The sequence below is a fragment of the Novosphingobium sp. MBES04 genome, assembly GCF_000813185.1.
GTDB lineage: Bacteria > Pseudomonadota > Alphaproteobacteria > Sphingomonadales > Sphingomonadaceae > Novosphingobium > Novosphingobium decolorationis.
This window is the reverse complement of the sequence record NZ_DF850489.1, coordinates 1,002,965-1,025,035: the sequence shown is the minus strand read 5'-3', so window position 1 is coordinate 1,025,035 and position 22,071 is coordinate 1,002,965. Positions and strand designations below refer to the sequence as shown.

At 65.6% G+C, this 22,071-nt stretch carries 22 protein-coding genes; 7 read left to right on the top strand and 15 right to left on the bottom strand.

What is annotated here, in order from left to right:
- Window positions 1-46: 46 nt before the first annotated feature.
- Genes MBENS4_RS24345 through MBENS4_RS18375 form a run of 3 tightly spaced genes read left to right on the top strand, consistent with a single transcriptional unit; the run spans window position 47 to window position 3,065 of the window.
- The gene (locus MBENS4_RS24345; protein ID WP_052322526.1) at window positions 47-1,054 is read left to right on the top strand and encodes an alpha/beta fold hydrolase; all 1,008 of its coding nucleotides are present in this window, start codon (window positions 47-49) and stop codon (window positions 1,052-1,054) included.
- Between the two features lie 5 nt (window positions 1,055-1,059).
- Entirely contained in the window at window positions 1,060-2,016 is a 957-nt protein-coding gene (locus MBENS4_RS18380; protein WP_242405010.1) for an alpha/beta fold hydrolase, read from the top strand.
- Window positions 2,013-3,065, top strand: coding sequence for an amidohydrolase family protein (locus MBENS4_RS18375; RefSeq protein WP_159108098.1), 1,053 nt, complete (start codon window positions 2,013-2,015; stop codon window positions 3,063-3,065). Before MBENS4_RS18380 ends, MBENS4_RS18375 begins: the two co-directional genes overlap by 4 nt.
- A 13-nt stretch (window positions 3,066-3,078) precedes the next feature.
- Here MBENS4_RS18375 and MBENS4_RS18370 read toward each other — a convergent pair whose 3' ends face one another.
- The 10 genes from MBENS4_RS18370 to MBENS4_RS26890 form a co-directional block, all read right to left on the bottom strand.
- Window positions 3,079-4,263, bottom strand: coding sequence for a class I SAM-dependent methyltransferase (locus tag MBENS4_RS18370; RefSeq protein WP_039393517.1), 1,185 nt, complete (start codon window positions 4,261-4,263; stop codon window positions 3,079-3,081).
- A 39-nt stretch (window positions 4,264-4,302) separates the two neighbouring features.
- Window positions 4,303-4,671, bottom strand: a complete 369-nt coding sequence (locus tag MBENS4_RS18365; protein ID WP_242405009.1) for a hypothetical protein — start codon at window positions 4,669-4,671, stop codon at window positions 4,303-4,305.
- The gene (locus MBENS4_RS18360) at window positions 4,668-5,234 is read right to left on the bottom strand and encodes an ureidoglycolate lyase (RefSeq protein ID WP_039393515.1); all 567 of its coding nucleotides are present in this window, start codon (window positions 5,232-5,234) and stop codon (window positions 4,668-4,670) included. Before MBENS4_RS18360 ends, MBENS4_RS18365 begins: the two co-directional genes overlap by 4 nt.
- A gap of 173 nt (window positions 5,235-5,407) precedes the next feature.
- Window positions 5,408-6,319: an alpha/beta hydrolase family protein gene (locus MBENS4_RS18355; RefSeq protein ID WP_039393513.1), complete on the bottom strand. Its 912-nt coding sequence runs from the start codon at window positions 6,317-6,319 to the stop codon at window positions 5,408-5,410.
- Between the two features lie 2 nt (window positions 6,320-6,321).
- Window positions 6,322-6,708, bottom strand: a complete 387-nt coding sequence (locus MBENS4_RS18350) for a c-type cytochrome (protein ID WP_039393511.1) — start codon at window positions 6,706-6,708, stop codon at window positions 6,322-6,324.
- 182 nt (window positions 6,709-6,890) lie between these two features.
- A complete protein-coding gene (locus MBENS4_RS18345; protein ID WP_052322525.1) occupies window positions 6,891-8,036 on the bottom strand; it encodes a DUF3089 domain-containing protein in 1,146 nt (381 codons plus the stop codon).
- 14 nt (window positions 8,037-8,050) lie between these two features.
- Complete coding sequence (locus MBENS4_RS18340) at window positions 8,051-8,878, bottom strand: alpha/beta fold hydrolase (RefSeq protein ID WP_052322524.1); 828 nt, start codon at window positions 8,876-8,878, stop codon at window positions 8,051-8,053.
- Window positions 8,879-8,886: 8 nt separating this feature from the next.
- Window positions 8,887-10,302: an MFS transporter gene (locus MBENS4_RS18335; protein WP_084592231.1), complete on the bottom strand. Its 1,416-nt coding sequence runs from the start codon at window positions 10,300-10,302 to the stop codon at window positions 8,887-8,889.
- Between the two features lie 148 nt (window positions 10,303-10,450).
- Window positions 10,451-11,167, bottom strand: a complete 717-nt coding sequence (locus MBENS4_RS18330; protein ID WP_039393505.1) for an SDR family oxidoreductase — start codon at window positions 11,165-11,167, stop codon at window positions 10,451-10,453.
- A gap of 22 nt (window positions 11,168-11,189) precedes the next feature.
- Window positions 11,190-11,750 carry an alpha/beta hydrolase gene (locus tag MBENS4_RS26890; RefSeq protein WP_052322523.1) on the bottom strand — a complete coding sequence of 187 codons (561 nt, stop codon included), beginning with the start codon at window positions 11,748-11,750 and terminating at the stop codon, window positions 11,190-11,192.
- A gap of 65 nt (window positions 11,751-11,815) precedes the next feature.
- On the opposite strand from MBENS4_RS26890, the gene MBENS4_RS26885 reads away from it, so the two are divergent.
- Entirely contained in the window at window positions 11,816-12,202 is a 387-nt protein-coding gene (locus MBENS4_RS26885; RefSeq protein ID WP_052322522.1) for a hypothetical protein, read from the top strand.
- Between the two features lie 20 nt (window positions 12,203-12,222).
- Here the strand turns inward: MBENS4_RS26885 and MBENS4_RS18320 are convergent, their stop codons facing one another.
- The gene (locus MBENS4_RS18320) at window positions 12,223-13,401 is read right to left on the bottom strand and encodes an alpha/beta hydrolase-fold protein (protein ID WP_052322521.1); all 1,179 of its coding nucleotides are present in this window, start codon (window positions 13,399-13,401) and stop codon (window positions 12,223-12,225) included.
- A 268-nt stretch (window positions 13,402-13,669) separates the two neighbouring features.
- Here MBENS4_RS18320 and MBENS4_RS18315 point away from each other — a divergent pair, with 268 nt between their 5' ends.
- A complete protein-coding gene (locus tag MBENS4_RS18315; RefSeq protein ID WP_039393500.1) occupies window positions 13,670-14,914 on the top strand; it encodes a serine hydrolase domain-containing protein in 1,245 nt (414 codons plus the stop codon).
- Window positions 14,915-14,925: 11 nt separating this feature from the next.
- Here MBENS4_RS18315 and MBENS4_RS18310 read toward each other — a convergent pair whose 3' ends face one another.
- Window positions 14,926-15,792, bottom strand: a complete 867-nt coding sequence (locus MBENS4_RS18310; RefSeq protein WP_039393493.1) for a DUF1838 family protein — start codon at window positions 15,790-15,792, stop codon at window positions 14,926-14,928.
- 219 nt (window positions 15,793-16,011) lie between these two features.
- On the opposite strand from MBENS4_RS18310, the gene MBENS4_RS18305 reads away from it, so the two are divergent.
- On the top strand, window positions 16,012-17,760 hold the full coding sequence (locus MBENS4_RS18305) for an acyl-CoA dehydrogenase C-terminal domain-containing protein (protein ID WP_039393486.1): 1,749 nt from the start codon (window positions 16,012-16,014) through the stop codon (window positions 17,758-17,760).
- Window positions 17,761-17,815: 55 nt separating this feature from the next.
- Window positions 17,816-18,607: a nucleoside triphosphate pyrophosphohydrolase gene (gene mazG / locus MBENS4_RS18300; RefSeq protein ID WP_039393478.1), complete on the top strand. Its 792-nt coding sequence runs from the start codon at window positions 17,816-17,818 to the stop codon at window positions 18,605-18,607.
- On the opposite strand, the gene hflX is transcribed toward mazG, so the two are convergent.
- The 3 genes from hflX to ntrX all read right to left on the bottom strand — a co-directional run bounded on the left by hflX (window position 18,584) and on the right by ntrX (window position 22,054).
- Window positions 18,584-19,930, bottom strand: coding sequence for a GTPase HflX (gene hflX / locus MBENS4_RS18295; protein ID WP_039393476.1), 1,347 nt, complete (start codon window positions 19,928-19,930; stop codon window positions 18,584-18,586). The genes mazG and hflX overlap by 24 nt on opposite strands.
- 7 nt (window positions 19,931-19,937) lie before the next feature.
- A complete protein-coding gene (gene hfq / locus MBENS4_RS18290; protein WP_039393474.1) occupies window positions 19,938-20,513 on the bottom strand; it encodes an RNA chaperone Hfq in 576 nt (191 codons plus the stop codon).
- Window positions 20,514-20,656: 143 nt separating this feature from the next.
- Complete coding sequence (gene ntrX / locus MBENS4_RS18285; protein WP_039393472.1) at window positions 20,657-22,054, bottom strand: nitrogen assimilation response regulator NtrX; 1,398 nt, start codon at window positions 22,052-22,054, stop codon at window positions 20,657-20,659.
- Between the last annotated feature and the right edge of the window lie 17 nt (window positions 22,055-22,071).

The following is a 22,071-nucleotide window of genomic DNA, read 5'->3' as shown; positions in this document are numbered from 1 at the left end:
CCCGTTTCATTTTCAAGCACCACACATTTCCGGGGGGAACGATTTGATGAGGGGTCTTTTGAAGGGGCTGGCGATTGCGCTGGTTGCCGTGATCGTACTGGCGGGCGGCGTCCTCCTGACGATGCGCCTGGGCTGGTGGAACCCATCCTACGAAGAGGTCAAGGCCGCGCAGGCAACGCCCCCTTCCACCTTCGAGCAATACGGCACCGCCAACATCCACATGCGCGATGAAGGCCCGCGCGATGGCCCAGTCGTCATCATGCTGCACAGCTCGATGACGAACCTGCGCGAATGGGATGCCTGGAGCGACAAACTCAAGGACAGTTACCGCGTCATCCGCTTCGACTGGCCGCCTTATGGACTTTCGACCGACACGGCCCCTTCGCGCGGCATGCCCGGCATCGTCGAGCTTCTCGAGAAGATCGTGGAGCGCAAGGGGCTCGACAGCTTCGTCCTCGTGGGCACGTCGAGTGGTTCGACCATCGCCACGCTCTACACCGCCAAGCATCCTGAGAAGGTCCGTGCTCTCGCGCTTTCCACCCTGCCCTTGAAGGCGCCGCCGCCGCCCGAGTTCAGCCGCCTCCTGTGGTCAATGGTCTGGGTCCACGAGAACCTCGTGCCCAACTACTACCCGCCCTACTACTACCGCGTCTCGCTCTCCGAGCTTTACGGAAAGCCCGAGCGCCTGACCGACGAAACGGTCGAGTGGTATTACCAGACCAACAACATTCCGGGCGGCTTCGACAACGTACGCCAGTACTACGCCGCGAACCAGAAGGCCGTCTGGGCCAAGGGCGCGGGCGACGAGGCCGCACAGATCCGCGTGCCGATCCTGCTGCAATGGGGCGATGCCGACCCGGTGCTCCCCAAGTACCTCTCTGATGACGCGGTCAAGCAGTTCAGCAACGCGCCTGTCGACGTGATCCATTACCCCGATGTCAGCCACTACCCGATGCTGGAACTGCCCGAGAAGACCGGGGCGGACCTGCGCACCTGGCTTGACGCGACGCTGGGCGATGATGCCCCGGCCACCGAAACGAAGGACACCCCATGATGCGAATGGCCCGCCCTCTTCTGGCGCTTGGTTCGGCCCTGGCTCTCTGTGCGACGGGAGCCCTTGCGGCCCCCGCAGCGCCCGACTTTCCCGGCGACGACGCGCTGCGCGCCAGCTACGCACTGCCCAACTCGCAGTTTGCCATGATCGAGGGCGAGCCCGTCCACTTCGTCGATGAAGGCAAGGGCCCCGTAATCCTGCTCGTCCACGGCTCCTTTGCCAGCCTGCGCCAGTGGGACAACTGGGCCACCGAACTGGCCAAAAGCTACCGCGTCATCCGCTACGACAAGGCACCGGCCGGTCTTTCCGGCCCGAACCCGCAAGGGGACTATTCGACCGAGCACCAGATCCGGGTCATCGATGCCTTGATGACGAAGCTGGGCGTGGAGCGTTTCACTCTCGTCGGCACGTCGAGCGCCGGCACGCCGACGGCGGCCTACGCTGCAGCGCACCCCGAACGGCTCGATGGCCTCGTCCTCTCGAACATCGCGGCCGGACCCATCCATCTCGACGTCGCGACATTGTCCGAGGAATTCCGAGCCGTGCTGGCCGAAGACGCCACGCACCCCGGCTGGCACCGCCCGGAATACTGGCGCCAGATCCTCCTCACCAATGTCGTCGACGACAGCAAGGTCACGCCCGAACTGGTCACCCGCTGGACCGGGCTCAACCACCGCATGCTGCGCGATCCGGAAGTGCCCAAGCAGGTCTTTGCCGCCATGGACCACGACCGCACGCCCGCCGATCTCGCGCAGATCACGGTTCCGACCCTTCTCCTGTGGTCGGATCAGGATCACGAGACCAAGCTGGAAACCCATGGCCTTACGGCGTTCAGTGCGCTCAAGACCCATGACAAGACCCTGTCGGTAGTTCCCGAATGCGGGCACATGATGCCGCTCGACTGCCCGACACGCGCGCTGGAAAAGGCGCTGCCTTTCTTTGCGCGTGTGGCCACGAAATGAGCGGCCTCAATCGCCGCAGCGCGCTGGGTAAACTGGGACTGGGTCTCGCGGCCAGCGCGCTCCCTTTCCCGGCGCGCGCGGCCGAAGCCATGGCCGAGGAACCTGCGCTGGAGCCCGAACTCGAGATAGTCGACCCGCACTTCCACCTGCGCGATTTTTCCGATCCCGAAGCATCGGGCGAACGCTATCTGGCGCAGGACTTCAGGGACGACATCGCCCGTTCGGGACACCGGATCACGGGCAGCGTCTTCATCGAATGCGGGATCATGTACGATACCGAAGGCGAGGACGCCGTGCGCTCGCTGGGGGAGACCCGATACGTCGGCGAACTCGCGCAGGCGCATCGCAAGAGCGGCCTTGCCTCGGGTATTGTTGCCAAGGTGGACCTGACCCGTACGGAAGGTCTTGAGACCTTGCTCGCCCGCCACGAAGAGGCTGCAAAGGGCCATCTTCGCGGCGTGCGCAACTCGATCGCGACTGCCTCGTTCCCGCCACTCTCGGGTATCCGCAACGATCCCAAGCTATTGCAGGCCCCGTCCCTTCGCGCGGGCATCACCCTGCTCGGACGCAAGGGGTTGGTGTTCGAATCCTGGCTGTTTCATCCGCAGATGGACGAACTGGCGGACCTTGCGAAAGCCTGTCCGGACACGACCATCGTGCTGGAACACCTGGGCTGCCCGCTGGGGCTCGGGCCTTATGCGGGCAAGCTCGACACGACATTTGCCGAATGGCGCCCGGCGATGGCACGCCTTGCGCAATGTCCCAACGTAGTCGCCAAGATCGGTGGACTCGGCCCCTTCATGGGACAGATGGCGGGACCCGAGACGACATCGGTGTCGCTAGCGCGCGACTGGAAGCCCTGGATCGAGACCGCCATCGAGCTGTTCGGCCCGCAGCGCTGCATGTTCGAGAGCAACTGGCCAGCCAACCGCCCTGCCTCGACCTACGGCCAGATCTGGAACGCCTTCAAGCTCGTCACCCGCGGCCTGTCGCAAGACGAACGGGCCGCGCTGTTTTCCAGCACGGCCCGCTCCATCTATCGTATCTGAAAGCCTCGGCGACCTACCTGGTCGCCGAGCACGCGTACCAGCTGCCGAGCAAGGCGCGCCCTTCGGGGTGCCCCTCGGTGAAGAAATCCGCGCGGTCAGGCTTCAGGCAGGTCGTGCCCTTGCGGTACCCGACGTGAACGTTCTCTTCCGCAAAACCGGCATCGGTCGCGACCTTCACCCAGTCGGTGCGGGCGAGCGAGGTCATGAACGGCTCGTTGTTGTAGTGGCTTTCAAAGTCGCAGCGCATCTGGTCCCACAGGGCCATGTGCTCATGGCGCGGCGGAACGTCGACGTGGCACATCACGCCGCCCTTGCGCAGGAGGCGGAAGCACTCCTTGAACACGCCGCGCATGCCCTTGGCTGAAGTCTCATGCAGCACGGCCGACGAGCAGACGAGATCGAAGCTCCCGTCCTCGAAGTTGGTGTGCTCGGCGTCCTGCTGGCTGAAATGGATGGGGACGCCCATCGATTCCGCGCGGGCGTGGCCGTAGCGCAGCATCGGCGCACCGACATCGAGCGCGAAGACTTCCGCATCCGGGAAAGCCTCGGCAATCGCCAGAGTCGAGTGGCCGACCGAGCAGCCCAGGTCCAGAATGCGCATGGGCTTCAGGTCGGGATGGAAGTCCTGCACGTGGCTGGCGAGCGTGTGCCCGCGCCCGTCGTTCTTCCACCCACCGTTGAGATTGCGCAGATAGGTCGAGGCGAAGCGGTCGTAGAGAGCGCCGGCACGGAAATCGAAGTCCGAGGTATCAACCACGTAGCTGCCGGGCATACGGTGGTGGTCGAAGGCCGCGATGTAGCGCGGAATTTCGAGCTCCGGGTTGAGGGTCAGCGAACCCTTGGGGCTTGCCACCTGCGCGCCGACCTTTTCCGACAGTTCGTCGTACTGGCGGTTGATCGCGGCGTCGAGCCCGTACCAGATGCGGTCCTGGTAGTGCAGCGAGAGCGTCAGCCAGTACTGGTGGAGCGGATGGGCTTCCAGCTTCTGGCGGACCTGGCGGCTGTTCGTCGGCGCTGCGCCGGTTTCCTTCTCGACCTCGGGCACGATGACCTCATCGAGGAGGCGCCGGTCGAGCGGATCGATGTTGCGGTTGGTCCACGCGCGCATGGCGAGGAAGTGATCCTCCAGCGCCTGTTCATCGTGGTTGGCCTGCGGCATTACCGCGTGGCCGAAATGTTCCTGCTTATACTGTTCCATGGCCGTCTCCCGCCCTGTGGATGTATGTTGGGGGTACGCTCAGTCGCGGGTGACCGCGTCGAGCACACCTTCGTATTCCTGCTGCTCGGCCAGCGCCTGGGGCACCAGCTTGTCACGCCCTGCGCCCAGCACACGGTCGTAGATACCTTCGCGATAGCCCGCGCGGTAGGCCTTGGCGGCCGCGTCGGGCGCGAAGCTGTCGACATCGGCCGGACCGTGCAGCCCGGCTGCGGCGAGCAGGCGCTCGTTGGCATCGAGCCGGTCCTTGAGGACGACCACCTCGCCCATGAGCGAGAGGACCATGCTCGCCAGCGCATCGACCGTCTCGTTCTCGAAGACGACCGGCTGGCTGCCCTTGGAGCGGGCGATACGCTCGCGGTTCTTGCGTTCCACCATCTTGAGGGTCACTCCGTAAGTTCGAAACGGAACACGTTGCCGGTGCGGGCGACGATGTCCTTCTTGTCGAGATCGGGGCCGTGGGCCTCTTCGGTCTCGGCGTCCTTGGCCTTGAGATCGTATCCCGTCTGGCTCGAGAGCACGACCACGATATCGGTGTCGTCCTCGATGGCAAAGGGGAATTCGTGCCAGGTTCCAAGGTGCAGCGCGAAGCCCGCCGTGCCGTCGAAGCGGAATGCGCGCACCTTGGAGAGGTCGGGCAGTTCGCCCTCGCTCGGCGGTGCCATGACCGCAATGAAAGGCTTGCCGCCCAGCGGCAGGAACGCCTGCGTGTGCTGGAAATGGCGCTCCATGTAGCGCACTTCGGGTTCGCGGCGCGTCATCTGCGCCAGCGTCATTTCGACCGGGTGCTCGGAGGTGAAGCGCGTGGGATAGCTCATCCGCACCGCGCCCTTGTAGAAGTCCACCGAGACCGGCTCGACCGGTGCCTGTCGGCCCACGATGTCGCCAAACGCGGCCGTATTCTCCGCCGTGGCCTCCTCGACCGTCAGAGAAATGATGGTGTGTTCGTCCATTGGTGATGTCCCCTCGCCCGATGTTGTGCCCGGGCTTTGCAGGACGACACTTTGACCCCTCGGGCACCTTGGCGCGGACTGGATCGCCATCCTGTCCGGCTAGCGGACAGGATGGCGTTCAGATTGGTCACCAGAGCCCCACTGCAAGGGGGCGAATGGCGGATGCGACCTGGTTACTTGGCCATCAGGCGCGCCGGAAGCGCGTCGGTGATCCGGGCATCGAGTGCGGATTTCGCAGCCGCATCGCCCTGCCCGTAGGCTTCGAGGAATAGCCCCACGTAGCGGTTGGCAAGGTCGATCTGGGCCAGCTGCGGCGGACCGGGCTGGCTGTCATCGCAGATGATGCCACCGAAATAGTGGTTCGCGCCCTGAAGCACGAGACCGTAGCGGTTCCCACCTTCGGCCGCCGCGTCGAACGGTGCAAGGTGGCCCTTCCAGGCCTCGCTCTCGGGATCGTCGATGCCCGGAGGATTGTCGATCGTGCCGGTCTGGATCAGGGCGGGCACGGCAATCTTGCCATAGCCTTCGGCCGTCATCAGCACGGGTACAGGCGCGGGCGGCGAAAAGGCGACCACGGCCTTGGCCAGACGCGGATAGAACGGCGCCGAAATTCCCTCAGGCGCCACGCCTTGCGAACCGCCCAGCGTCGTCGCGACAAGGCCGCCGTAGGAGTGGCCTGCCGCAATGAAGGGCGTATCGCCAATCGTGGTGATGAGCAGGCGCATGTCCTCGATGCGGGTTTTCCAGCTGGCTAGGCCCGGGAAGTCCTTGGTCCGCGGATGCTCGCGCGAATCCACGTGAAGCGGCGCGAGCACATGGTACCCGGCTGCAATCCAGGGCGCGAGGATGAGGTCGTAGTGCCAGGGCGCGGAACCCGCGCCATGCGAGAAGAGGATGGTTCCGCGCACCGTGCCATCAGGCACCCACTCACTCACCGAGACCTCACGGCCTCCCTGAGCCATGAGTGTGCGCGTGGCCCAAGCAGGCTGGTCCAGAGCCAGCACCGGCCTTGCCGCCAGCGCCGCTGCCAAAGCCAGCGATCCACCCAGAACCATACGGCGCGAATGCGCGGAACCCATCGTCATGCTTACTTGCCCGCTGCCTTCATGTATTCGATCAGCGACTTGCGGTCTTCCGGCTTGGGAAGGCCGGCAAAGACCATCGAGGTGCCCGGAACCACCGTCGCGGGGCGGGTCAGCCACTTGTCGAGGGTCTTTTCATCCCAGGTCAGGTTGGCCTTCTGCATGGCGGCCGAGTACTTGAAGTTCTTTACCGAGCCCGACTTGCGGCCGACAACACCGGCAAGGTTCGGGCCGACCTTGTTGGCGCCGCCCTTGTTCACCGTGTGGCAGGCCATGCAGCGCATGAACAGCTGCTTGCCGCGCGCCGCATCGGCCGAGGCGACCGAGGGTGCGAGCATGGCCGTCGCTGCGGCGACCATGGAGAGAGTGGAGAGCGAGACGATCTTCCGCATGAAATCCTGTGTCCTTCCTTGCAGGCCTGAGCCTTGATTAACCGCTTCTCTTTAGCAGGTTCTACCTGTCTGAAAGCTGCACCAAAGTGCTGTGCCTGCGCGCTTTTCGATTAATTGTTATAAAATGTAGCCATTTACGCCACGGCGCCGGGAAAGGTTTGCACCCTTTATCCGCGCAGCGGTCAACGATGTGTTGCAAGCCAGCGCTGCGCACGCAAGCGCGCATTCGCTCGAATATCCGCCCAGAACAAACCGATGTCGTGATAATGCATCACTCCGGTCCCGGGCAGCGGCTCCAGGCCGAGCCCCGGCGCGGGATAGACCACCAGCATTCCACGCTCGCAACGGGCAGCAACCGCCCCTTCGCGCAAGGGCTTCATCGGACCAAAGCCGGGCGAACCGGGCACCGCGCCCTTGGCCTGTGCCGAAAGGCTGGACGGCTGGCTGCGCTCAAAGGTGACCGGGTTCACGCAGACCATCTGCTGCCCGGGCTGCGCCCCATAGATATCGGTAAAGCTCTTCTCGTAGGCCGAGACGATCGGATCAAGCTTGGTTCCCGCGAGAATGGCGTTCCACTGGACAAGGCATCCGGTCTGGTCGGCATGGTCGCACACGGGCACGGACCCGAAGCGCAGCGGCACTTCGGCCTCGGCAATGTTGATGCCCACGATGTAGGCCCCGACGAGACGCTCCTGCAGGGGCGTTCCTGCAACCTTCTTCTCAAGAAGATCGCCCACGTGCTTGCCGCCCTGGCTGTGCCCGACAAGAATGAACGGGCGCCCCTCCCCGATGTGCTCCAGGAACCAGTCGAAGGCGCGCTCGACGTCGGTATAGGCCAGGGCATAGGCCGCGTCGGTATGAGGGCGTGAGCGCAAGGCGTTGGCGCTAGCCGCACGGTAGCGCGGGGACCAGATTTCGCAGCACGCCGAGAACGCACTGGCCTGACGCTGGACCACGCTCTCGTCGGCCCAGCGGTTTGCCTCGGCATCGGCCGGGTCCTGGGTCCAGTCATCCTCTTGGGACAGGAAAGTCGTGGGGTGGACGTAGAACACGGCAACGCCCGGATCGGCGGTGTCTGGAGTTGCGCCTTGCGGCAGGGCTCCGGCCGTCCCCGGCCCTTCAGGTCCCGCCGACCACATGGCCGGATCGGCGTAATCGGGTGGCGTAACCGCGCCTTCGCGCACCTCGCGCGCACCTTCCTCCAATTGCGCGGGGGTAGGAACGGGCCCCACGCCCTGCGCGAGCACGGAAGGGCTCACGCACGCCAGCGCGGTTCCCAGCGCCGCGCGCGTCAGCCAGCCTGTGTGGATCGGTCCAGTCCTGCCCATCGTTCCGCCCTTTGTCAGTGTCCGTCGAGAAAGGCGCGTAGATCGCCCGCGAAGGCTTCGTCGGCAAAGGCCAGGAAGCCGTGCCCACACCCTTCCAGTTCACGGTAGATCCCGCGTTCGAGCAGTCCTGCCGCCTCGCCCGTTACCGCGTTCAGGTCATCCTCGCTGTTGAGGATGAGCGCGCGGTGCGGCAGTGCCGAGAGGACCGCGATCAGATCGTAATCGAAGACCGCGCGGTAGCCCCAGTCCATACGCTCGCCCAGGCGCAGGCATTCGGCCATCGCGACCTGTCGCTGCGCGCCATCAAGGCGGCGATCGGCAAAGCTCGACTGAAAGGCATGGAGCTGTTCGGCACGTGCAAGGCTTCCATCCACGGGCGGGAACATGCCATCGATCCCGCGCAGCATGTCCTGGCGGGCCGCCTCTCCGAACGCGGGCAGGCTGCAGAACACCAGGTGCCGCACGCGGCTATCGTGCCGGGCCAGTTCGGCGGCGAGGACAGAGCCGGTGTGATGGCCCATCGCATCATAGCGGGTGAGTGCGAAGCCCTCATCTGCGGCCAGGACTTCGAGCCCTTCGGACAGCGCCGCGGCCAGTGCCTCGAGCGAAGCCGGTTCGGGCGGCGCATCGCTTTGCCCGTAGCCCGGCGTATCGGGGGCGATGACCCACCGGTCCCGGCTCATCAGCGCGAGCACGGCGTCCCAGTCGCCACCGTGGCTCGGCGTCTGGTGGAAGCAGACCAGCGGCGGCGCGACCGGCACGGCTTCCGGCTCCGCAATCCGCACGTGCAGCTGCCCGAAACGGGAGGGGACGTACGCACGGCGGAGCCGGGAATGCGGCATGGCAGGGATCAGTCCTTGGCGATGCGATAGCGCGAAAAGACGATGAGGCTGACAACCTGCAGCGCCGCCGGGATCAGGCTGTAGAGCAGCAGGATGCCCGTAATCGCATGCGGGGTCTGCTCGACCGCGCCACCCTTGGAGGAAACGAAGCCGAAGGCGCTCATCACAAGGCCAGCGATAACCGGGCCCAGAGCGAAGGACAGCTTCTCGATGGCGGAGAAAAGCCCGGCGAAGACACCCTCGTTCGCAGTGCCCATGCGGCGGCGCTGGAAGTCGATGGTGTCGGTCAGCATCGAGAGCGCCAGCATGATGAAGGCCGCGTTGCTGATCCCGATCAGCGCGCCGCGCACCAGCACGAGGAGGTGCTGCGTGCCGAGCACACCGACGCCGGGCAGCGTCATGATCTCGTCGGTGGCAGGCGCCATCCAGTACCAGGACACGGTCACCGCGGTCCACATGGCCGAGGCGAAGACATAGGTCTTCTCCTTGCCCCAGCGGCGCGAGAGCGTGAACCACAGCGGCTGCGCGGCAATGCCCGCAATCGACATCACAAGAATGAAGGCCGGAATGATCCAGACCGCCTGGAGCGCATAGAGGAAGACAAAACCGATCACGGTGTAGCCCGAAGCCTGCCCGATGTTCTGGATAAGGCAGGTGAGGACCAGGGTCAGGTAGGGCTTGTTGGTGCCGATCACCTTGAGCTGGCTCATCAGGCTGCCCTGCACGGAATCGTCCTCGATCATCGGCACGCGGGCCAGACCGATGGCCGTCACCAGCATGGTGACGAGGCACACCGCGCCCAGCGTGAACGCCATGACCGTCCAGCCATGCTCGCCCCCACCCAGCCAGTAGATCATCGGCTGCGCGACCCCGACACCGACAAGGACGCCGAAGGTCGAGAAGATCATGCGGAAGATCATGATCCGGGTGCGCTCGTGCGGGTCGGGCGAAAGCGTCGCGGCGATCGCGAGATAGGGCACCGAGAACATCGAGAATGCGGTCGATGCCAGGAAGAACAGAAGACAGGTGAGCGCCGCCGAGACCATCGGGCTTGCGCTTTCGGTCAGGGTGAACAGCGCAACGAAGCCAAGGCTGGTCAAGATGGCGCCGCCCACCAGGAACGGCGTGCGCCCGTAGAGCTTGCGCACCCGGTCCGACCAGGCACCGACAAGCGGGTCACAGGCGATCAGCCAGAGCTTGGGAATGAGCACGACAAGCCCGGCCAGCCAGGCCTCGACCCCCAGCATCGTGGTCATGAACAGCGGCAGAAGCACGGCGGGCGTGTCGCGGAAAACCTGCGCACCCAGCTGGCCCGTGCCATACCGCAACAGGACAGAGGTACCGACCTTGCCCCCATCCGGACCGGATGGGAGAGACACGGTCGAAGGCGGGGGCACGGCACCGCTCGGGGAGAGATCGGTCATCGAGGGGGGAAGCTCCGAATAAGTCCATGTGCCAATTGCGTTAAATCAAGGATCTTCAACGCATGGCGTCTATGGCCGAGTGGTGTTCTCCTTTCGCCGCGTGCACGCACCGCTTTAGGGATGCGCTATCCGACAGGCGGAATGAATTTCACCAGGCGACGTCTTCACCAAGCAGGTTGACGAAGCGTCCGGTATCCACAGGGCCCAGGCTTGCAATCACGTCCAGCTGCTTGGCGACGCTTTCGTCCACACTCCAGGTCGCAGCCGGGCCGCCCAGATCGGTGCGCGTCCAGCCCGGCGCCATGGACACAAGCGTGATGCCCTCCCCGGCCAGATCAATCGACAAACCCTTCATCACCATGTTGAGGGCCGCCTTGCTCGAACGGTAGGCGTGGCTCTGGCCCATGGTGTTGGCCGTGATCGAGCCGAGGTCCGATCCCATCATCACCACCAGCGGCTGCGCGCTGCGACGCAGGTTCGCGCGCAAGGCCACGGTCAGCCGGAAGGGCGCAATGGTATTCACCCGCAGGATCTCTTCCCAGAGCGCGTAGTCCATGCCTTCCAGCGACTGGCGATGCGCATCACTGGTCCAGCTCCCCCCGTAGAGCCCCGCATTGTTGACGAGGACATCGACGGTCTCGTCCCCCAGTCGCTGGACGAATGCCGTAAGCGAATCCGCGTCCGCCACGTCGAGGGTTTCGAGGCGGACACGCTCTGGATACTGGGACGCGAGGGCCGAGAGCGGCTCGGCCGCCTGCAGATCGCGGGCAGTTGCAATGACCCGCTGACCGGCAGCCGCCAGTTGCCGGAGATATTCCAGGCCAATGCCGCGATTGGCGCCCGTGACGAGCCAGGTTCGGGTCATGCGGATAACTCCTTGGGTGCGATCAATCGGCCCTGGTGAAGCCTTCGGCCTCGATCCACCAGGCGAACTCCTCGATCCAATGGTCCTGCGTGCCCCCTGTCTTCTTCATGCCGAAACCGTGTCCACCGCGTTCGTAGCGGTGCGTCTCCGGGGTGTAGCCCGCCTCCTTGAGGGCGGCCTCCCAGGCATCGAAGCCCTGCCCCACCGCGACATCGTCCTGCGCGACCGCCATGAACATCGGCGCGAGCCGTCCGGGCGCAGGTGTGGGGGCCGGGCGCAGCCAGGGTTCCTTGGGCGTGCCTTCGGGCCAGGGCAGGTTCGCCGGCGGCAGCTCGGGCAGGCGCTCCCCGAACGGAAAACCATAAATGAGCCCGGTGAAATCGGGCCGCTGGCCCTCTTGGGCCAGCGCCATCTTGCCCGCGACGTGCCCGCCCGCGGAGAAGCCGACCGCACCGATACGGTCCGGCGCGATACCGTAGTCCTTGGCGCGCCCACGAATGAGGCGCAGAGCCTCCAGGCCATCCGCCACGCCCGGCTCGCCGCCGACACCGGGGCGCATGGTCGTGTTGACGCGCGTGCGCATCGCCTCGTTGGTCTCACCCGGAGGGTCTGGATCAGCCGGTACTTGAGGACGAAGGCCGCAATCCCATGGTCAGCCAGCCACTGCGCCACTCGCGAGCCTTCGTGGTGGATCGCCAGAAGGCGGAAACCACCGCCCGGCGCCACGATCACCGCCGCGCCCGTGGCCTTGGCCGGATCGGGCAGGAAGGCCTGGTAACTGGGCACCGTGACGTTCCAGAGGCTCTCCCCGCCGTCGCGCGCTTCTTCGGTGACCGGCTGGTCGATGAGCCCGGGCCAATCCGGGTCCACCGGCGCGCCCAGCGGCCAGATCGCTTCGGGAGCCAGCACGCGCACGCCGTCTGCCTGCAGGCCGGGCGCAGTCGCCTCCAGACCCGTGGGGCGTACCGTACCGGCTGCGTGCAGCGGCGCGGCCAAGGTCAGGGCCGCCAGGGCCGCGCCCATGAACAGGTTTGATTTCATCTCGCGTGTCTCCCTTATTCGCCCTGGAACAGACGCGGCGCGAAATCGGCCAGATAGCGCCGCCAGTTCACCCATTCATGCCCGCCGCCTGTTTCGTTGTAGACATGCGCGATGCCGTAGCGGTCCAGCAGCGCGCGCGTCGGCGCGACGGTCTCGTGCAGGAAATCCTCGCGGCCCATGGCGTAGTAGACGAGGTCCAGTTCGGCTGCATCGCGGCGCAGGGCCGCATCGTACCGGGCCGCGTAGGTGTCCACGCCATTGAACGCCGAACCTTCCGCCAGCCCCATCGAGAAGACCCCGATCCAGTGGAAGGTTTCCGGATGGGTCAGACCATTGCGCAAGGTGTGCGAGCCGCCCATCGAAAGCCCCGCCATCGCGCGCGCCTGGGCCCGCGCATCGGTGCGGTAATGGGCATCGATGTAGGGAATGAGATCGCCCAGCAGATCGTTGCCGAAATCCGGATTGTCGAGCGTCATCACCCCTTCGCGCAGCGGCGTATGGCCATCGGGCATGACCACGATCATCGGCTTGGCCTTGCCTGCTGAGATCAGGTTGTCGAGGATCGTGTGCGCATGGCCAACGCTGGTCCAGCTGTCGTCGCTGTCGCCTGCACCATGGACCAGATAGAGCACCGGGTAGGACACAGCGTCCTTCATGTAGCCGGGCGGTGTGTAGACATGCGCGCGGCGCTTGATGCCTAGGGCCTGCGACCAGTATTCCAGCGTCGCGACCGTGCCGTGTGGCACCTCCTTGCGCCAGGTCTGGAACGCGCCCTCATCACCCGTCACCTCGAAGGTCGAGTTCGTACCCTTGAGCTCTTCGGAAAAAGTCTGGCCCAGCGGATCGACCGTCTTCACCCCGTCAACCTCGAAGGCAAAGCGGTAGACATCGGCCTCGACCGGCTTGGGCGTCGTTACCGACCACAGCCCCGTCGCGTCCTTCGTCATGGCCAGCCCCCTGGGCGTGCCCGGCGGAAAGCCCATGGGAATGACGTCGGCGATGTCGCTGCTGGTGAGCCGCACGTCCTTTGCCTGAGGTGCGCAGAGGCGGAATGTCACCCGCTGGTCAGGGAGCTGCTCGACCGACGAATAGCGCATCGGCCCGGAATAGAAGGGCGGTGTGACGCAGGTCGTGAGGTCAAGCTTGGGCGGCTGCATCTGCGCCATCGCGAAGGTGCCCGCCAGCAGCCCCATGGCCCCGGCTGCACCTGCAAGTCCGCGCTTTGCGTGATATCCCCAAGGCCGCATCCCGGCATTCCCCCTGCTTGTGCCTGAACCCACACGACCGCGTGCCCAGCGGCCGACAATCCGGCCCTCGGCCTGCAGGATCGACACCAAGGCCCGTTGCACGCGAGCTTTTTCTGGCCCGTTGTCCGACTGGTGGACAGCACCTCCAAGGTCGGACGGAGCCTGCGAACGATCATGCCACCTTCGCCGCGCACATTCAGGGAGGCGAAGAAGGATGGGTTCCAGGCACAAGCGCAGACATGCACGCACGATAGCCACCGCGCTGCTGTGCGCGAGCCTCGCGGCCCCGACCTTGGGCGCCGACGCGGCCCCCACGAAGCCCTCCGAAGATCCCGTCTACCGCGAACGGCTCGAAGTCTACGTCACCGACTACAGCCAATTCGTCTACACCCCGATGGCAGCGGTCTCAGGGGCGCCGGACTGGGCGCCCTTGCCCTCTGCGCCGAATAGCGCCATCAGCCAGGCCGCCCTGGAAAAGGCCACAACCTATGCCCGGCGCATGAACAGCACCGCGCTGATCGTATGGCACAAGGGCAAGATTGCGCTCGAATGGTACGGCGAAGACGTCACGCGCACCACGCCGCTCGTGTCCAAATCGCTCTCCAAGCCGCTTGCCGCGATAGCCGTTGGCCGCGCGATCGCGCTCGGCAAGATCACCTCGCTCGATCAGCCGATCGCCGACTTCATCCCCGAGCTGGCAGGTACGCAGAAAGGGCGGATCAAGGTGCGCCACCTGCTCGACATGCGCTCGGGCATGCAGCACCAGAGCTTCTCGCCCGATCCCGAAAGCCCGCTCAACCTCGGCTTCCTCTCGCCCGAGCACACCCGGCACATCATCGCGAGCTATCCGATGATCGCCGAGCCGGGCACGCTCTACTCCTACGCCAATGCCCCCGCAGACCTCGTGGGCGAAGTCATCACACGGGCCACGGGCCGGGACTACGCCGAGTTCGTCGACACCGAAGTCCTGCGCCCCATTGGTGCGATGGGCGGTACGTTCTGGCTCAATCGGCCGGGCGGCGAGGCCCACTCCGGTTGCTGCATGATGCTGCCCGCCGAGACGTTCGCGCGGCTTGGCGTGCTGCTCCTTCACGACGGGGCATGGGACGGGCGCAAGCTACTCCCCGAAGGCTACGTGGCGCAGATGCGCACGGGCACCGCGCAGAACCCGCACTTCGGCCTCGGCGTGTGGATTGGCGCGCCCTATGTCGAACGACGCTCCTTTGGCGCGCCCGGCCAGCCCGGCCCCACCGTCCTCCATTCCGAACCCTATCTCGATCCCGACCTGTTCCTGTTCGACGGCAACGCCGACCAGATCGTCGACATAGCGCCGGGCCACGATCTTGTCGTGCTGCGCATGGGAGGCAACCCGCCGCGTCCCACCAAGGAAAAACCCGAGGAATGGGACAACAGCTATCTCGTGAATACGCTCATCCGGGGAATGTCCTCCCCCGAATGAGCGCGAGGTAATCAGGCGTCCCAGAGCGGCGCGAGCAGCGCGGCCGGGTCCGCCAGCACTTCGGGACGGCGCGCGCGCGTTGCCGTGATCCAGGCGGGCGGCATCTGCGCCCAGTCCGCGTTGTGCGCGCCGACGCCCGTCGCGGTGAGATGCCCGGGCCTGTCCCCCATGCTCATCCAGGGCCGCCACGAGCAGACATTGGTGAAAGCCACCGAGACCGGCACGCGGGTCGCCCCCGGTGCCTCCATCGCGGCGCGGCTTGCGTGGTAGGTGTTGCTTTCGGAGTAGCGGAACGGCTTGGCGACGCCCGGTACCTGCATCGCGGTCCGCGTGCGCTCGGTCACCCAGAGGTCATCCCCGCGCAGGTCAAAGGGCAGCACTTCGTGCTCCATCGTCAGGCCGGGGATCTCTTTTTCAAGCTGCAATTCCAGTTCCGGTCCAAAACGCACCCTGGATGGCGCATAGCCCCCCTGCGGCACCTCGACATCCTCCCCGGTATAGGGATTGCGATAGCTATCGAGCGCATCGCCGCTGACCGGATCGGTGAACCAGGCAATCTCGGCATTGACCGCCTCGAAGCGGCCGTCGGCCAGCTGGCGCGAGCGCGAGAAAACTGCAGATACAACCGCGAAAAGCGGGTCCATGCGATCCTCGACAACGCCGTAGTAGCGCGCCGAGACCCAGCTCATGGTAAGCCTTTCGTCCAGAGCACCGCGCAGCATCATGAAGGTCCGCAAACGCCCCTTGGCGGTCTCGATATCCAGTGGCACACCGCCGTCGCCCTGCTGCGCCAGTGCCGTCTGTGACCCCAGGCTTGCGAACGCCCCCAGCGCCGTGAGCCCTGCGCCTATCGCACCGCGCCGATTCCATCCCGACATACCGCATTTCCCCTTCCCGTTTTCCTCCAGGAAACATCCGGCGGGCCTTCCGTGGGCGCCATGTGCGACACCATGGATATTCGCGTGTCGGACAGACCTTCGCGCCTGTGTACGCGCTCAAACCTCGCGCCAACTTGATTGTAACAACTGTTTGGTACATAGCGTCGCGTAACAGGAGGGACTGACCCTCGAACCCGGTTTGGAAAGGATGTTTGCGCGATGACCAGCTTCACACCGCCCGTGGACGACATGCGCTTCCTGCTTACGCAGGTGCTCGATTTCGATGGCCTGATCGCCTCCCTGCCCGGCTGCGAGGATGTCTCGGCCGAATTCGCGGGTGAAGTCCTGAGCGAAGCTGCGCGCTTCGCCGCCGAGAAGCTCGCCCCGCTCAACCTGCCGGGCGACGAACAGGGCGCTGCGCTCCAGGACGGCAAGGTCACCACGCCCGAGGGCTTCCCTCAAGCCTACCGCGATTTCGTCGAGGCGGGCTGGGTCGGCCTTTCCGGAAATCCCGAGTTCGGCGGCCAGGGCCTCCCGCGCACGCTCCAGATCCTGCTTGATGAAATGGTGAGCGGCGCGAACGTCTCCTTCGGCCTGTTCCCCGGCCTGACCAGTGGAGCGGCCGAAGCGCTCGAACACCATGGCAGCGAGGAACTGAAGGCCCAATGGCTGACAGGGCTCGTCACCGGCGAGACCTGCGGCGCGATGGCGCTGACCGAAGCGAATGCAGGCACCGACCTTGGCCTCCTGCGCGCCCGCGCCGAGCCGGTCGGCGATGGCAGTTACAAGGTTACAGGCACCAAGATCTTCATTTCCTCAGGCGACCAGGACTTCGGTAACAACATCGTCCACCTGGTGCTGGCCCGCCTTCCCGATGCGCCGGCTGGAGTGAAGGGCATCTCGATGTTCCTCGTGCCCAAGTTCCTGCCCGCCGAGGACGGCGGCCTTGGCGCACGCAACACAATGTCGGTGGGCGCCCTCGAGCACAAGATGGGTATCCACGCGCAGCCGACCTGCGTGATGAACTACGACGAGGCCATCGGCTGGCTGGTGGGCGAGCCGGGACGCGGGCTCAACGCCATGTTCACGATGATGAACAACGAACGCCTCTTCGTGGGCATCCAGGGGCTGGGCATTGCCGAGGCCGCCCACCAGAAGGCCGCGACTTATGCCCGCGAGCGCCTGCAGGGCCGCTCCTCGGACAACACCCGCGCGCCGGTGCCGATCATCGAGCACGCCGACGTGCGCAAGATGCTGCTGGAAGGCCGCGCCTTCCTTGACGCAGGGCGCGCGCTGGCGGTGTGGACCGCGATGCAGATGGACATCGCCGCACGCCACCCCGATCCCGAGGTGCGCAGCCAGGCCAATGGCATGGTTCTCCTGATGACCCCCGTCATCAAGGCCGCCTTCACCGACATGGGCTTCGAGACGGCGGTCAAGGCCCAGCAGGTCTTTGGTGGGCACGGCTACATCCACGAATGGGGCATGGAACAGTTCGTGCGCGATGCGCGCATCACCCAGATCTACGAAGGCACCAACGGCGTCCAGGCCATGGACCTGGTCGGCCGCAAGCTCCCGATGGAGAACGGCGATCTGATGGCGCGTTTCCTCACCTTGGTAGAAAGCGATCTGGCCGCCGCGGACGGATCGCCATTCGCTGCGCAGCTCACCGAGGCCCTCGTCCCGCTGCGCCGGATCACGCAGGCCCTCGTCGCGCAGAAGGGCGATGTCGAGGCGCTGGGCGCCGCGGCGACCGACACCTTGCGGCTTGTCGCACTGGTTTCGCTGGGCTGGATGTGGGTGCGCATGGTCACGGCCTGCGAGGGCGAGGACAGCGCCCTTGCGCGCAAGAAGCGCGCCGTTGCCGGCTACTTCTTCGCGCGCGTGCTTCCCCAGGTCCACGCGCTTGCCGCGCAGGTCGAGGCGGGGCCCGAAACCATCATGGCCATGGACGCCGAGCTGTTCTGAGCGCTAGAGGGAGGCGCACCGCCGTTTCCCCTTTCCCGCCTGCCCAAGGACAGCCATGACCGCCGCCTCCCGTCACGACCAGATCGACCGCCTGCTCTCCATCATGGCCACCTTGCGCGATCCGGTGAACGGGTGCGAATGGGACCGCGCGCAGGACTTTGCCTCGATCGCGCCCTACACCATCGAGGAGGCCTACGAGGTCGCCGACGCCATCGAGCGCGCGGACCTTCCTGCGCTTCGCGAGGAACTGGGTGACCTGCTTCTCCAGGTGGTCTTTCACGCGCGCATGGCCGAGGAACAGGACGCCTTCGCCTTTGCCGATGTCGCTGCCGCAATCTCGGACAAGCTGGAAGCGCGCCACCCGCACATCTTCGGTGAGGGTGATACGGAAACCGGCCAGACCGAGCGCTGGGAAAAGCTGAAGGCGCAAGAGCGCGCCGCCAAGGGCGAGACGAGTGCTGTCGATGGGGTCGCGGGTGCCCTACCCGCGCTCATGCGCGCGGAAAAGTTGCAGAAGCGCGCCGCGCGCGTCGGCTTCGACTGGCCCGATCCGAGCGGGGCGGAAGACAAGGTCCGAGAGGAACTCGTTGAACTGGCCGAAGCATCGGATGCGGAAAAGCTGGAGGAAGCCGGCGACCTGCTGTTTGCCGCCGTTAACCTGGTGCGCCTCAACGGGATTGCGCCCGAAGACGCGCTTCGCGCCGCGAACGCCAAGTTCGAACGGCGCTTCCGGGGAATGGAAGCCCTCGCCAGCCAGCGAGACGAGGTCTTTGCCGACCTCGATCTCGACGCGCAGGAAGCGCTCTGGCAGGCAGTAAAGGCGTCAGAGCGCGCGAAAACGGCCTAGTTCACGCTCGGCCAGGCGCACTTCGATGCGGATGCGGGGACCATTTTCGTCCTCGCCATCCGCAACTTCGGAGAGCACCTCACCCCGCGCGTGCAGGAACGCGAGCCGCTGCCCGTCGGCTGCGGGCAGCACGAAGGTATAGACCTTGGCATCGGCGTTGAGGCCGTGGCCGACGACATCGAGCAGGTGCTCGCAGCCCTCGCCGGTGACCGCCGAGAGCGGAATGATGGTCTCGTCCGAACGGTAGTCGATGACCTCGCGCAGTTCCTCTGCACGCTCGGGGCTGAGCAGGTCCCACTTGTTCCAGACCTCGATGATCGGGATCGTGGGTTCCTCGCCCGGCTCCTCTTCGTCGTCCTCGCGCGGAATGACGCCCAGGTCCGAAAGGACCGAGAGCACCTGGCGCTTCTGCGATTCGGTGTCGGGGTTGGCAATGTCGCGCACGTGCAGGATGACATCGGCTGCCGTCACTTCCTCCAGCGTGGCGCGGAAGGCCGCGACAAGCTGGGTCGGCAGGTCCGAAATGAAGCCCACGGTGTCCGACAGGATCGCCTTTTGCACGCCCGGCAGGCGCACCGCGCGCATCGTCGGATCGAGCGTGGCGAACAGGAGATCCTCCGCCATCACGTCCGCGCCCGTCACGCGGTTGAACAGCGTCGACTTGCCCGCGTTGGTGTAGCCAACCAGCGCAACGATCGGCCAGGGCGCCTTCTCGCGCCGGTCACGGTGCAGGCCGCGCGTGCGGCGCACCTGCTCCAGTTCGCGGCGCAGGCGTCCCATGCGGTCGCGGATCATCCGGCGGTCGGCCTCGATCTGGGTCTCGCCGGGGCCGCCGAGGAAGCCGAAGCCACCGCGCTGACGTTCCAGGTGGGTCCAGCTGCGCACCAGGCGTCCGGCCTGGTAATCGAGGTGCGCCAGTTCGACCTGCAGTCGGCCTTCGGCGGTCGCCGCGCGCTCGCCGAAGATCTCGAGGATCAGGCCGGTGCGGTCGATGACCTTGCGCTTGAGCTTTTCTTCCAGGTTTCGCTGCTGGATGGCGGTGAGCGATCCGTCCACCACCACCAGCTCGGCCTCGTGCAGGTTGCAGGCGACCGAGATGTTCTCGATCTGCCCTTCACCAAAGAGCGTACCCGCGCGCGGCTCGCGGATCGGGATGATCTGGCCATCGGCGATCACGAGGCCGATCGCGAGTGCGAGCCCCTTGGCTTCCTCGAGGCGGGCTTCCGGGTCCAGATCGGCGCTGCCCCGGTTGCCGCGCATGTGCGGATATACGACGAGGGCACGCGCGCCGCGCGTGACCTCTCCTTTCAGTTCGTCGTCCAAGCTGGAATCAGTCTTCCGTTTCTTCGTGGCTCTGCAGGTCCACCGGGGTCACCGGCTGGATCGTCGAGACCGCATGCTTGTAGGCAAGCTGCACATAGCCTTCGCGTTCGAGCAGCATGCAGAACAGGTCATAGGCCGCAACCCGGCCCTGGAGCATGACGCCGTTGATGAGGAACATCGTCACCTGCACGCCGGCGCTGCGGATGCTGGAGAGGAAGACGTCCTGTAGGGCGCGGGTCTTCTTGGAACCCTCGCCGCTGTTGAACTGGGCCGCATCGACGGGCGTCGAGGGCATGATCGTCGAAATGGCGTGCTTGTAGACCAGCTGCGACTGCCCATCGCGGCGCAGCAGGATCGAGAAGTTGTCGAACCAGGTGACGATGCCCTGCAGCTTGACGCCCTTGACCAGGAACATGGTCACGGGGGTCTTGTTCTTGCGCAGGAGGTTGAGGAACTGATCCTGAAGGTTCTGGCCCTTACCGGATGCAGGTGCCGATTGCGCCGGAGCTGCCGCGGGCTTGGTGTCCGCAGGCTCCGTGGTGGCGCTCGCTCTCGGCCGCGCGGAAAGCGTTCGACCAGCCATTGTATTCTCCTTCTTTTTGGCGGCCGCTGATGCGGTCCGCGATCTGGCATGCCCATCCCGGATCATGCCGTAAGCGAATCGAAATTACCCGCTTGCTGCAATGCAGTAAATCCGAAAGTTATGTCGTTTGCCTTACGCGTGTCTCACCCCTCGCCTTCACCGGGGGTTTCCTCCTCCTTGCGCTCGGACATGCCAAGCAGCTTGAGCTTGCGGTGCAGCGCCGAGCGCTCCATGCCGATGAACGAGGCCGTCTTCGAGATATTCCCGGAAAACCGCCGGATCTGGACGCGCAGGTACTCGCGCTCGAAGCTCTCGCGCGCCTCGCGAAGCGGCGCGCTCATCATCACCGCAACGCCGCCATCGCCGCCGCCCCGGGCGTTGAAGATTTCCGGGGGCAACATGTCGGGCTCGATCCGGTCCAGCTTCTCGCGCGGGGCCATGATGACCGTACGCTCGACCACGTTGCGCAGCTGGCGCACGTTGCCCGGCCACTCGTAGGCCTGGAGCGCGGTCATGGCCTCGGGCGAAACCTGCGGCGGCGCGACGCCCTGCTCGTTGGCGTAGCGTGCGAAGAAATGGTCGACGAGCGCGGGGATGTCGTCACGCCGTTCGCGCAGCGCCGGGATGGCCACGGGCACGACGTTGAGGCGGTAGAACAGGTCCTCGCGGAAGCGCCGCTCGGAAATTTCCTTCTCAAGGTCGCGCGAGGTCGAGGAGACAACGCGCACGTCAACACGGATCTGGCGGGTGCCCCCCACGCGCACGAAGGCCTGATCGGTCAGCACGCGCAGGATCCGGGCCTGGGTCGACAGGGGCATGTCCGCCACTTCATCGAGATAGAGCGTGCCACCATCGGCGGTTTCCAGAAGCCCCGGGCGTACCAGCGCGCCTTCGGCTTCCTCCCCGAACAGCTCCTGCTCGAAGCGCTCGGGCGTAATGCGCGCCGAGTTGACGCTGACGAAGGCCTTGTCCGCACGCGGGCTCCAGGCGTGAAGAAGCCGTGCGGCCACTTCCTTGCCCGAACCGGCGGGCCCCGTGATGAGCAGGCGGCTGCCGGTGTTGGCCACGCGCTTCAGGGTCGCGCGCACCTGGTTGATCGAGGCGCTCGAGCCGGTGAACTCCTCCCCGGTCGAGAAATCCTGGCGCAGCTGCGCGTTCTCACGGCGCAGGCGTTCGGTTTCGGTCGCCTTGCCGACGAGGTGGATCAGCCGCTCGGCTTCGAAGGGCTTTTCGATGAAATCGACCGCACCGCGCCCGATGGCCGCCACGGCCGTGTCGATGTTGCCGTGACCCGAGAAGATGATCACCGGCAGTTCGGGCTCGCGCGCCTTGATCGCGTCGAGCACCTCAAGCCCGTCAAGCCGGCTTCCGTGCAGCCACACGTCAAGGAGCACCAGCGAGGGACGGCGCTTGTCGATTTCCTCAAGCGCCTGGGTGCTGTCGCCCGCCGTGCGGCAATCGTACCCCTCGTCGCTCAGAACCCCGGCCACGAGCTCACGAATATCACGCTCGTCGTCAACAATCAGGATTTCCAGTGCCATGGCCCTATCTTCTTCTT